The 12,863-nt window shown below is 39.1% G+C and carries 8 protein-coding genes; 5 read left to right on the top strand and 3 right to left on the bottom strand.

The window, feature by feature from the left end; translation table 11 throughout:
* The first annotated feature begins 395 nt into the window (after positions 1 to 395).
* The 3 genes from ASJ81_RS07560 to ASJ81_RS07550 all read left to right on the top strand — a co-directional run bounded on the left by ASJ81_RS07560 (position 396) and on the right by ASJ81_RS07550 (position 6,141).
* Complete coding sequence (locus ASJ81_RS07560) at positions 396 to 1,034, top strand: MarC family protein (RefSeq protein WP_095643954.1); 639 nt, start codon at positions 396 to 398, stop codon at positions 1,032 to 1,034.
* Positions 1,035 to 1,433: 399 nt separating this feature from the next.
* On the top strand, positions 1,434 to 4,166 hold the full coding sequence (locus tag ASJ81_RS07555) for an ATPase, T2SS/T4P/T4SS family (RefSeq protein WP_095643953.1): 2,733 nt from the start codon (positions 1,434 to 1,436) through the stop codon (positions 4,164 to 4,166).
* Between the two features lie 34 nt (positions 4,167 to 4,200).
* A complete protein-coding gene (locus ASJ81_RS07550; RefSeq protein WP_095643952.1) occupies positions 4,201 to 6,141 on the top strand; it encodes a hypothetical protein in 1,941 nt (646 codons plus the stop codon).
* Positions 6,142 to 6,265: 124 nt separating this feature from the next.
* Here the strand turns inward: ASJ81_RS07550 and ASJ81_RS07545 are convergent, their stop codons facing one another.
* Positions 6,266 to 7,378 (bottom strand): right-handed parallel beta-helix repeat-containing protein, encoded by a 1,113-nt coding sequence (locus tag ASJ81_RS07545; protein WP_095643951.1) that lies wholly within the window; start codon positions 7,376 to 7,378, stop codon positions 6,266 to 6,268.
* Positions 7,379 to 8,101: 723 nt separating this feature from the next.
* Complete coding sequence (locus ASJ81_RS07540; protein ID WP_095643950.1) at positions 8,102 to 8,758, bottom strand: hypothetical protein; 657 nt, start codon at positions 8,756 to 8,758, stop codon at positions 8,102 to 8,104.
* A gap of 793 nt (positions 8,759 to 9,551) precedes the next feature.
* Here ASJ81_RS07540 and ASJ81_RS22685 point away from each other — a divergent pair.
* Positions 9,552 to 9,689, top strand: a complete 138-nt coding sequence (locus ASJ81_RS22685; RefSeq protein ID WP_170943231.1) for a hypothetical protein — start codon at positions 9,552 to 9,554, stop codon at positions 9,687 to 9,689.
* A gap of 287 nt (positions 9,690 to 9,976) precedes the next feature.
* Positions 9,977 to 11,068, top strand: a complete 1,092-nt coding sequence (locus tag ASJ81_RS07535; protein WP_095643949.1) for a radical SAM/SPASM domain-containing protein — start codon at positions 9,977 to 9,979, stop codon at positions 11,066 to 11,068.
* 506 nt (positions 11,069 to 11,574) lie between these two features.
* On the opposite strand, the gene cax is transcribed toward ASJ81_RS07535, so the two are convergent.
* Positions 11,575 to 12,639, bottom strand: a complete 1,065-nt coding sequence (gene cax / locus ASJ81_RS07530) for a calcium/proton exchanger (RefSeq protein ID WP_095643948.1) — start codon at positions 12,637 to 12,639, stop codon at positions 11,575 to 11,577.
* Between the last annotated feature and the right edge of the window lie 224 nt (positions 12,640 to 12,863).

Genomic DNA, 12,863 nt, shown 5'->3' with positions numbered 1-12,863 from the left:
GTTACTATTATATAATAAAACCGGATGAGATGTCTACGTAATTTGAACTAACTGACCAAATACCAGTGACGAATTACCAGATTTTTCCTTAAAATTTGTCTTATTTAGTGGAAGTAGATCATTTAGCTTTGTGGTGTGACCTACCTGAAAACAGAGAAATTGAATATTAGAACTACGTTTGTTGAGTTTGAAGGAATTGTTAACGTTCAGATTTCCTGTTCAATAACCTGGGGATACAACCGGAAATAGTATAAAAGAAAAATTGGTATGAATATAAGAAGAGCCTGTCCCAAAACCAATATAATACCAGACTAGTAGTTATAATATTGGCGGTAATAGTAGATTAGATAATGTTTTGGGATAGGCTCGAAAGTAAAAACGGGCAGGAGAAATAAGTGATAACCGAAAACCTCGGGTTTTTAATCCACGTTTTCACAATTATCTTCGTTGTTGTCAACCCTATCAGCGGAGTAGTGACTTTCATCTCTTTGACCAGCAAGATGACAAATGAGGAGAAAAACGAAATCGCAAAAAAGTCAGTCATGCTTGCGTGCGCAATTGCCGTATTTTTTGCAATTGCAGGAAATATCATACTTAACCTGTTCGGCATTAGCGTAGATTCACTGCGGGTTGCAGGAGGAATCCTGCTTTTCAGCATTGCTTTTGATATGATGCATGCTAAAGTCTCAAAGGGGAGGATTACTGAAGAAGAGATTTCTCACTCTCAGGAAAGAGAAGACATCTGGATCTTCCCGATAAGCCTCCCGCTTCTGACAGGACCGGGTACGATCAGTACAGTGATTGTCCTGATGGGAGGAACAGAAGCAATTGTGCAAAAAATAATAATTCTCGTATCAATCATACTGACGTTCGTTATCTGCTATTACATATTCCAATTCTCAAGGGGAATTCACAGGCTGATAGGATATAACGGGATGCTGGTCTTTACAAGGCTGATGGGACTTTTGCTTGCTGCTCTTGCAGTGGATTTAACTGTTAAAGGGATAGTAAATCTATACCAGTTAACAACATGAGGCAATAAGTTTTACATGCTATCTAAAAACTCAACATATTTTAGCATGAAAATGCTGCCATCAGCATGCATTTTCATATAGTTGTGCATGTTATTCAAGGAATATCATGTTTGTTTTCTCTAAATCTCTTATATCCTATATTTTCCCATTTTTCGGACCCCTACGTGTCATTTTTCCCGTCTCTTTCAGCTCTGTTTTTATGGAAAACTCACAAGCCGTGAAGTAGCTTGAATCTGATTATATAGCCTGTAAACCAGTTAAGGTTAATAGTTGTCGTAATCCTCCTACAGTTAAACGTAATTTTATCAGCAAATTAATAGCCCCATTTCCCCATCAGTCAAAAAAACTTAATACATTTGAAGATAAATTAAGAAGTTGATAGGGAAATGGGGGTCTTATTTGAATATAAAGACAAAACTTCAGGATGCTGTCAATGCCCTTAATTATGGCAGTCTTTCCGTACAGAATAAAAAGGTAGAGGAAACCTGCTCTTACCGGATAAAGCAGACAAAAAGCCGAAAAACCATTGTTATCAATTGTAGGGAATGTGATTCGGGATCTTCCCTTAACGACATGCACTGCAGAAAAAACATTCTCGGAATTCTGCAAAAAGAGGTCAAGGCCAACTGTCTGGTGCTCTCAAGGTTGTATGAGCGAGACTACGAAGGAGAAGCTCTATCTTTACTTTACATTCTTGCAGGTTTTGAGGGAATCGTAACAGCGTATGAAAGCGCGGAAAAAGTTCCCAGAGCCTGTACTTTGTCTGCAAAGAAAAACTGCGAACTGGAAAGAAAAGAAATAATTGCTTCTTTTGCTAAAACCGTAGAGGCTGACCCTTTAAAAGCCAGGCTGGAAATAAAACGGTTTATTCAGGGAAAAATGCTGAATAAAAACTCAGACAGAGTTACACAGAAAGTTATGGGAACAATTTTGGAAAGAGTCCCTGAGAGATTTACAGGAAAAATTACAAGAAGAGTTACAGAAAAGGATTCGGAAAAGGATTCGGAAAAGGATTCGGAAACTACTTCAGTTTGCAAAGCTTGTTCCGAGCGCTTTTATCAGATGCTTTATGAAATTGAAGGAAAACTATCCGTTTTTCCTGAAATTCCTGTTATCAAAAAATCTGAAGTTCGAGTTTTATTAAAAGAGCAGGTAGAAGATTCCAAAAAGGGACAGGGAAAAACGATAGAAAAAACAATAAGAAAAATGGCAGGAAACCTGATAAAGAACACGTCAGGAGAAATAACTCTGGTAGAAATTTCCAGACACTTTCCATTTCTGGCAACTGAAAACCTGAAGGAAAAACTGGAGAAAAATAAAAGTGCGGCAGAAGAGCTTTTTGACTATGAAAGTGACATCAAACCCCATGTTAGGCCCCCTTTTTCCAGTTCCAGAGTCTATGCAGATGTGCCTGAAAATACCGAATTTCTTGAGTGCTACGACATAGACGGTAGGGAAGGCAGGAAACTTGAGGTTTCAATTTATCGCTATATTGACAGGCCGGAAAAACTTTACATGATCAGACCTCCGGAATATAATCTCAGGGAGGAAGACCTCAGACTGCTTGAAAAAGTCCGGATGCGAATGATCAAACACAGACCAAAAGACCTTGCTTTTACAGATCCTGTCGTAGCAAGGGAGTATTTCAGGCGCATGGCAAAAGCGCTTCTGGAGGAAGAATTGCTCGCAAGCGGGAAAGCCTGCAGCCCTGACGAACTGGAAAGTTACGCCGACCTGCTTGCAAGATATACGAACGGACTAGGGATAGTTGAAGACCTGCTTTCCGATGCCAGGATTACAGATGTATATATTAATGCTCCTGCCGACAAAAATCCTGTACATGTTGTGCTGGAGGGAGAGGAATGCGTAAGTAATGTTTTTCTCTCGCAGGACGACCTTGATGCCCTTGTCTCCAGGTTCAGGATCATCAGTGGAAGGCCCTTTGGAGAAGCGATTCCTGTGCTGGAACTTAACCTTGAGGCTTTCGGGGTAAGGGTTTCGGTAATCGGAGACCCTCTCAGTGCAAGTGGGCTTGCTTATGCCTTCAGAAAGCATTCCCTCTCACCCTGGACCCTGCCTAAGCTGATCAATACAGGTTCGGTTTCCCCATATGCAGCCGGACTTTTAAGCTTTCTAATGGACGGGCAAGCTTCAGTCCTGGTAGCAGGAGAAGTCGGAGCAGGAAAAACATCCCTGCTGTCTGCCATGCTGCTTGAGATTCCACAGAAGTACAGGATTCTTACAATCGAAGATACCCATGAGCTCCCCATCGAGGAGCTTCAGAGCCTGGGCTGGAAGGTTCAGGGAATGAGCTCACAGTCCTCGGTTTTGAAATCAGGAGCTGAAATGAGCCCTGAAACTGCGCTTCGAGCAGCTCTGCGTCTTGGGAATTCCGCCCTTGTGCTTGGTGAAGTGCGGGGGGAGGAAGTAAAAGTGCTATATGAAGCCATGCAGGTTGGAAAAGCCGGAAACTCGGTTATAGGGACCATTCACGGTTCGTCTACCGAAAACGTATATGAGAGAATCGTGCACACCCTTGGAGTTCCTCCAGCCTCGTTTAAAGCGACGGATGCCGTAATTATCTGCTCAGGTATAAGGCTTGAAGGCAGCATGAAAAAACTAAAACGGGTGAGCCATATTGCAGAAATCACCAGTGCAGTAATCGAAAATCCCGAGCCTTCGGATATCTTTACGGATATAATGAAATATTATGCATATCAGGACTGCTTGCTTGCAGAAAAGGCTCTGGAGCAAGGACAATCCGAACTTATAGAAAAGATTGCCAGGAAATGGGGGATTTCCATAGATAGAGCCTTAAAAAATATCGAACTTCGGGCAAGAATAAAAGAAAAAATAGCAATTGAAGGGCTAAAAAAATCATTCTTGCTGGAAGCCGAAGCCGTTAGCCAGGCAAATAACATGTTCTGGCTGCTTTCAGACTCCATGAAGAAAGGAGAGTCATACGAAAATGAGTATGGAAATAATCTCATAGATAGTTCAGTGAATAGCCGTGCGGTTAATTCTGCAGATAATTTGGAATCCGACTGCAGGAATGACCTGGAAACTCTTTATAGGCAGTGGGAAACCTGGTTTGAGAATTTTGCCAGAAAAGGTTCGGATAAAGGGAAATGATTGTTAGATGGAGATGTTGTAAGAGGTAAAAAATATGGACGAAGAGAGCAACTGGTATGTGCGAGCCTGCAAAACCACAGCAAAGCAGTGGATATTAGCTGTCCCTGACCCTGCTGCCTTCCGCAAGCGCTGCGAAAAGAGTGTAAGCCGGGAGTACAGGGATGCTCTCAGGTTTACCGGTTATGAACTTGAAGCTTTCGAAACCGTCCTCTTTTCCTATGCAGGAACCTTTGCAACTTTAATCCTGCTGGCAACAGTAGACCTTTTCCTGATGCTTTCAAGAAGTTTTGATGCCAGAGTACTTACTATAATGGGAATCCTTACCTTTGTCGTTCCTCTGTTAACGCTCTATTACCTGAGCGAGTATGTGAAACTCAGAGCAGGGTTTATGAAAATCTCCTCACTTGGAGACATTCCTGAAATCCTGAGTTATATAGTCATGTCCATGAAACTTGTTCCTAACCTGGAACATGCCGTACTTTTTGCAGCCCGAAATTCCGAGAGGCCACTTGCAAAGGACCTGAGAAAACTAGCCTGGGACCTGAACCTCAGGATTTACAGCAGCATGGATGATGCTCTCCTTTCTTTTGCCGACCTGTGGGGAAGAAATAGCGAATATTTCAAACGTTCTCTCCATCTTATAAAGAGCTCGACAGCCGAACCTGATGAGGCTCAGAGGGTTATAACCCTGAACCGTGCCCTGGACATAAGCCTCGAAGGCACGGAAAGTCTTATGGATGCCTTTGCAGCAAAACTGAAGACCCCAAGTTATATTCTCTACTCGATTTTCATTCTGATCCCACTCGCCCTTGTAGCTCTTCTGCCTGCGGTTACAGTTGTAGGAATGAAACCTGAAATAATAGACCTTATCTTCCTCTATGACCTGATTTTTCCGGCTCTTGCTGCCCTCTACTCAGAATATATTCTTATGCAAAGACCGGTTGCTTTTATTCCCAGGCAAATTCCGGATTCTCATCCTGAGCTTGCAGATATCAAGCAGAAAAAACGCTTTGCTTTAACGCTCTCAGTCCTGCTACTCTGCATTATAGCACCTTTAGGATATCTCCTGTTGAGGTTAGGAAATCCAGGAGGAATAGTAGCAACCGCACCCCTGGAAGGATATTTTTCACCTACGCTCCCGCTTATTCTGGGTGGAACAATCGGGATTTCAGTTTACCTTTATTTCTCGGCTGTCCCTTACAAGAAGATAAGAGACCGAATAAAAAAGATGGAACAGGAATTTGCAGATTCCCTTTTTGTACTCGGCAGGAGAATTTCCGAAGGAAAAGCCCCTGAAGAAGCTTTTGCCCATACTGCCAGGACTATGGAAGGCTCAAAAATCGGAGAAGCCTTTCAGGAAATTTCAATGAACCTGCTCAGTATGAGGACAAATCTCAAAGCCGCAATTTTTGACGAAGATTTCGGAGCCTTCAGACACATATATTCGGAAAGAATTCGGAACACAATGCTCCTTTTTACGGAAAGCATCCACAAAAACCATGAAGCTGCAGGCGCCTCGATTATAAAACTTGCAGACCATTTGAAAGAGCTTGGAACAGTCGAAGAAAGAATTCGGCGCTCCCTTTACGATGTCACCTCAACTATGCGTTCTACTGCTGTGATTTTCGCCCCACTTATTGCAGGAATTACCCTTGCCCTTTCTGAGGTTATTACGAAAATTCTGAACCAAGTAGCCGAAAGGGTAAACCGAATTCCTGCCGACATGTCAGGAATGCCAGTAGAAATCGGACAGGCAGCTTTTTCCCAGTCAATCTCTCCTGACCATTTCCTGCTTGCAATAGGGGTTTATATTGTCCTGATCAGTGCTATCCTTACTCGTTTTGCAGGCTCGGTGGAATACGGAGGAGACCGGACTCAGTTGAAATACGACCTTGCCTGCATGCTTCCAATTTCAATTGCAATATTTGCAGTCTCTACCGCAGCCTCAAGAGTTATCTTCAAGGGACTGGTGTGAAATAAGAGTTATAGTAAACTGGTGATTACTGTTCATCCAAAAATTGATCACAAAGCGAAAATAAATGGTATTTTGTGGATTTCTGTCAAGGCGAGTTTGATTAGTTATCTTTATTTATGCTATCTTATCTGCATCTTTTCCCAAGAATTAAAGCCGTAGTTGCAATTGCAATAATTGTTAATATAGAGCCTTGAAATGGCAATTCTTGACCTGAACTGTTTACTGTATTGTTTTCTGGATCAACAATATGAATATTTTCCTTACCATTTGAATTTGCAATGTTACCAATTAATATGTTGTTCCTGCTGGAGTTATTGATGTTTATGCCATATTCCATATTATTTGAGGCATTGTTATAATCTAACTTATTGTCACTTGATTCTACCAAAAATATTCCATTATTATTGTTAAAATTTGCAGTGTTGTTGTATAGTCTGTTTTCTGTACTGTACTCAAGATCTATACCACTCCAGCCATTAAGATTTGCAACGTTGCTAATCAGAAAATTACGACTTGATTCTCTAAGAAAAATTCCTAAATTAGTGTTTGATATAGTATTATTAGTAATCGTGTTGTTTTCACATAAATAAACCAATTTAATCCCAAGTCCAGCATAACTGACAGTATTATTACTTATTTCATTATTACTACTAGATGTGTATATATAGATGCCATCATGATTAGTCGAGTTTATGAGATTATAATTCAGCTTATTGTTACTTGAATTCCATAAGAAAATCCCACCGATTCCACTCATATATGCATCATTTTCAGTAAGCGTATTGTTGTACGAGTCTAACAAAAAAATGCCATAACCATTTGAAAAAACATTATTTTTCTTTATGACACTATTGTTGACTCCCTCAAAATAAATTCCGGCTTTATCGTCTCCATACTGATCTGTTCTAGCACCACTTATACCAAAGCCATTAATAGTTACGTTATCTGCTACAACATTGAATACGTCATCTTCAGAGTTAGCAGCATAAATAATGGTATCGACTGGATTTTCAGAGAGAGAAGTAATTGTTAATTCTTTATTTACATACACATTTTCCGTATAATTTCCTGGATAAACAAGAACTATATCACCATCAGTTGCGTTGTCAACAGCATTCTGTATGCTTTTATAATTTGCTCCCTCAATATCGTCATCTACTGTAATTGTAACTGCTCCAGCACATGAAACCATTGCCACTATAAAAAATGCCATTAAAAAATAAAGTATATTTCTCATTTATACCCCTATACAGTATGTATATGTAGTTGTGCAGTCTACTACCAATCCCACTTTCCGTAGTAAATTTTCAGATTTCATGGTTTTTTCTGTTATCAATTTTCAATTTAACACGAATTTACTGAACTTTTATACAGAGGTAAAAGCAAATATAGTGTATTTAGAGACCAAAATGATATTATTCAATTTTTATCAAGTGCAATTAAGTGTATAAATTACTTAAATCTGTTGCAAAAGCGTAATCAGGAAAAGTATTGATTTTCAAAAAATACTGCGGAAAATGGGATATAAGATAATTACGGCTCTTCGCTATTTTATGTGGGTTGAAAATAATTGACCAGTTGCAAAGTAACCCGGCAAAAAGAGAAACATCAAGCTTGAATGTGATTTTCAATCATAAGTGTTCCTAAATTTTACATATGTTACGTTGATATTTTAAGAGACCAATGCAAGTTACCCACTCGAAACAGCGAAGAGCAGCATTTTTACGTATGGATCCAGTCTGGAAGACTAAATAGTCTTCAGAATAAGTTCAAACTTAATACTTCTACTGTTACTTGGAATCACTTATTTTAGGTGCTCCAATGTTTTTGTAGTAAAAAAATGGAAGAAGCACTTTATTTAAAACTCTTTTTATAATAACTGAGCTTTAGATTTCAACAAAGCCAGAAGTTCAATACTAAAGCCAATTTCAAAGTAATTTCACCAAAAAAGAAAGGGGCTTTAATTACCCCCGAAGAAATTAAAAGTTACATTCGACAAATTTGCATTCTTAAAATCAAACCAGTACTGTTCTATCGTACCTATAATACCTTGATTATTCACAGTATTGGCAGATCCGTTTACAATATTCTGTATTCCTGAGTCATTCTTCTCAACAGGCTGCGTACTTTCTGAATCTGGCGGCACGGGATCGGTTGTCTGTTCAGACGTGTTCCCAAAATAACTTTTCAGAATGTTATAACTGGTAACTCCCGTAATTCCACAATCAAACTTCCTGGAAGACCCCCAGTCTCTATACGACACGGTTTTACTCTTGTCATAAAAGTTTGTTACTTCCTTCTTTTGGGGTCCGAACCAGCCGTAGTACGCCTCATATCCTTTTTTATTACTGGCTGCCGGATAGAAGACATTGATATAAATCGGATTATGTTTTGTGAAATTAAGTTCTCTGATATCACAATTCCAACCATACTCTTCTGAAACATATTGACCGATTTCGCAGGCTAGTTGGTAGGAATTGTTCTGGTTACTGAGGTTGTAATCGAGCATGACCTGGGTGACTTGCTCTTTTGTAGGAGTTACATAATTTCCCGTAGCCGAAGCTAATGGAATTGCGAGCATAGCAACAAAAAGCATACTGAATAGCTTAAGTTTCATAATCAGTTCTCCATAATAGCGTTTACTTCACTTTCATGATCATTATCAACAATTTTACACCATCTTGTCCTATAATATACGAAGATTTTTCCTTCAACACTAATATCCCATCTATTTTTCTCAAGAAACTCACTAAAAGCATAATTATACTCTTTTTTTGAACAGGTCGTTGAACCTTCGTAATTTCCAATAATATCAGTTAAAGCTTTATAAATGTGTTTAGATTCATTGCTTTTGATGGTTACCTCTTTGGATTGATTACCTGCCTCACCTGATCTATTTAGTCCCTAACATACTTTTTTTTAATTTACATCCATTAAAGCATGAAGAAGAAACTATATTTTATTCTAAAATTTTGTGCACAGTTGAAATATGACCTGGCCTGCATGCTGCCGGTTTCAATTTGCAATATTTTGCTGTCTCTACCGCGACTTCAAAGATTATATTCGTGTGTTGATATGAAATAGAGTAACAGGAATTACCTGAAATTCTTCACTAATTTTGAATGCAAAAAAACGGATTAATAGAAAAAACGTACCCAAAAGCTCTTTCTTCATATAGCAGACCTTTCTCATTTATCCCAAAGCAGTTATCCAATGGAATGAAGTTTTGGCAATCTATAAGTTAAATTTGATAATAATTATTGTTTTTTGATAACTATTTGCCATCTTTATAGATAATTAAGAAGACTTTATGTTTCTAAATTGAATTTCCCTATTAATTATATTGCTTGAATAGTAATAATTACACAATCCAGTTTTAACCAACATTAGTGATAAAGGAGAGTGAAATAGTGATTATTAGCAAAAATATTCTGATGTTGTATCCTGGGTCCGGGGGAGAGGTATACATCGGACTACCGATAACAGAACCTCGACCTGTACCTCTTTACGGCATTGTCAGACCTTTATACGGTGTGCCTCTAAAATGAAATTGAACTAGAACTTGTGGGTTGAACGACAAAATCAGTAGCAAAAAACCAAAAATCTAAAATGTACTGATTTTAACAAGCTTACATGTTCTTGACTTTGTTTCGCAAATGCATAAACCCTGATAGGAAAAAATTTGAGGGGAATTAATATCCCCATATGTTTTAAACTTTTTTCAGATTAAAGTCTGAATAATATTTTTAATATAATATTTAAATCAATAGAATGTCAGAATGCTCAGATCCATCTTACAGGCTTCGGATCAGGTTGCTCTTATGGAGTAATAGAGATGAATACAAGTGAATACAAACCTGAATTTTGTGTGTGGGAACTTACACTAAAATGTAACATGAAGTGCAAGCACTGTGGTTCTATAGCAGGAAAAGCTAGAGAAAATGAACTCAAGGTTGATGAATGTCTTAACGTAGCCGAACAACTGGCAGATCTCGGATGCAAGCAGGTAACTCTCATTGGAGGCGAGGTTTTTCTGTATGAGGGATGGGAAAAAATATCAAGGAAGTTATCTGAGAAAGGGGTTGCTGTTAATCTTATTACCAACGGGTTTTTACTTGGAAATGAACAAATTGCCCAGATAAAATATGCCAGACTAACTAACGTGGGAATTTCTCTTGACGGAATGGAAAGCAATCATAACAATATGAGAAATGTAAGCACTTCGTTCGAAAAAGTAATGCAAGCCCTGGAGATACTTAACAAAGAAGGCATCCCTGTAGCTATTGTAACCAGTTTGATAGATAGAAACTTTGAGGATTTATGGCCAATGTACGATTTACTTGTGGAAAAGGGAATAAAGCTCTGGCAGATGCAGATCGTTAACCCTATGGGAAACATGGCCGATAAAAAAAATCTTCTCCTCGACCCTGCAAAAGTACCCCTGATTACCAGATTTATTCGAGAAAAGCGTAAAGAACAGAAGATTGCTATCTATGCAGGAGACAACATCGGATATTTTGATGAGAATGAATTATACTTAAGGGGCGAGTTCGGAACAATATGCTCATGGTCAGGATGTCAGGCAGGTTTGAGAGTTGTCGGGATAGGTAGTACAGGCAATGTTAAAGGTTGCGAGTCACTCTATTCGGACGAGTTCATAGAAGGTAATTTACGTGAGGAATCCTTATCCGAAATCTGGTATAAAGAAGGCAATTTTGCTTATAATAGAAATTTCGATACGAGTATGCTGACAGGCAGTTGCAAAGATTGCAATAAAGGAGATATTTGCAGGGGTGGATGCAGAGGAGCCTGTTATTTTACAACGGATTCCAAATTTGAAAACCCTTACTGCTGTTATCCTGGAAAAAACAACATAAGTAAGGATTACTTCAAGAGTAACCTCTTGAAATACAGTGAGAAAAACTAACTCTTTTTCAGCAGAACCGCAAACTTTTTCAAAAAAAGTTTGATCAAAAACCCATAGTAACGGCCTGATCACAAGCCGTTTAAAAAAACTGCTTGCCCGCAAGCCTTTTAAAAAAAGGCTTGAGCGAAAAATACTGATAAAGATAAAATGACCGCAAGCCGTTTAAAAAAACTGCTTGACCGAAAATCTCTACTTGTTCAATACAGTTACTTGCAAGATGACTCAGTACCAAAATCTAGTGATGAATGTAAAACTCAAAATCACTAGATTTTATAAATGGTCACCATCCATGTAATACAACTTAGTGATTCAAGTCTTTAGATAGCGAATATCGATTTTGATAAAAACTGGATTCTTCTTGCTAATTAAGACTTTCTATCAAAAATGCAAAAATCACTGGATTTTGGAACAGAGTCTGCAAGATACATAAGAAATATAAGTATTTGGCAAACTTTCGGTCTTTCCTGGCTATTGCACTCCTATTTTTGTCGCTTATTTTTTGTCGTTTATGGATGAAGGAAAGAGACCACAACCATTATTCCATATGTTCCCAGAAGCTGTAGTCCTTCAAACCAGTTGCTTTTGCCGTCTTCGATTATGGACTTGACCATTAAAACAGCAGAGACTATGGCAGCAAGTTCGAAGGTGGTGAAAATCAGATTCATGGGGTTCTTAAAGAAATAACTTGTGAATACCAGGACCGGCACGACAAACATAGCTATTTGAGTTGTCGAGCCAATTGCAATCTGAAGTGACAGATCCATCCGGTCCTTAATTGCAATTGTGATGGCAGAGACGTGTTCCGCAGCATTTCCGATAATTGCTATGAAGATCATACCTATGAACAGTTCAGTCCAGCCGAAGCTTTCAGCCAGCGGCTCTATGGAGCCGACCAGGATTTCACTCATAACAGCAACCGTAACGGTTGATGCGAGAAGAATCGAAACAGATTTTTTGACGCTCCACCTGGCAACGCACTCTGACGTGTCGACAGTGTATAAGTGCTTGTGGGTGTGAAGCGAGAAAAGCAGGCTCGCCAGATACGACACGGCCATAATGACCGAAACTGCAATGCTTAAGGTCTCGATCGTCTCGGCTGAAGGGTTTTCTGAAGTCAGAACGAAGACAGCCGGCATTACAATAGCTGCTGTTGCAAGAAAGAGAGTAGAGGCGCTTGTCTTTGCGGCTGTCGTATTGAATTTCTGCTCATCTTTTCCAAGGCCTCCGAAGAAAAATGCCATGCCCAGAATCAAAAGCAGGTTTCCAATGATGGATCCCGTAATCGATGCCTTTACCATTTCAGTAAGTCCTGCTTGCAGGGAAAAAAAACTTATGATTAATTCTGTCGCGTTCCCGAAGGTAGCGTTTAATAACCCACCCAGCGCTGGGCCTGTATATGCCGAAATCTCCTCTGTCGATTCACCGATAAATTTTGCAAGCGGTATGATCGCAAGAGAAGCTAAAACAAATATTGCTATGGGCGAAGAGTGTGTATATTCTGCGAACAGACTCAGCGGTACAAAGATAAGAAAAACTTTGAAAACTTTTTCCAGGATTTTTGTTTTTTCCATATTAACGAATCTCCTCTGCCACCTGGCAAAGAGTTACCATAAGGCGACTTAGAATACCAGCCTTTTTCATTTTATGTGTTAATAACAAGGCTGAGAGATATTTTTATCCCTCAAGCCAGACAGGAAGGAAACCTCAGGAATCAAAAGAAAAAAGAACTGAAGGAAAAATAACGGTAAGTAAGGTTAAAAATGAATTTCTTTGGTCAAATACTAATTTTAAAACA

The organism is Methanosarcina spelaei (assembly GCF_002287235.1).
GTDB lineage: Archaea > Halobacteriota > Methanosarcinia > Methanosarcinales > Methanosarcinaceae > Methanosarcina > Methanosarcina spelaei.
Note: the sequence above shows the minus strand (reverse complement) of the source record. Positions and strands in the feature narration are given on the sequence as shown.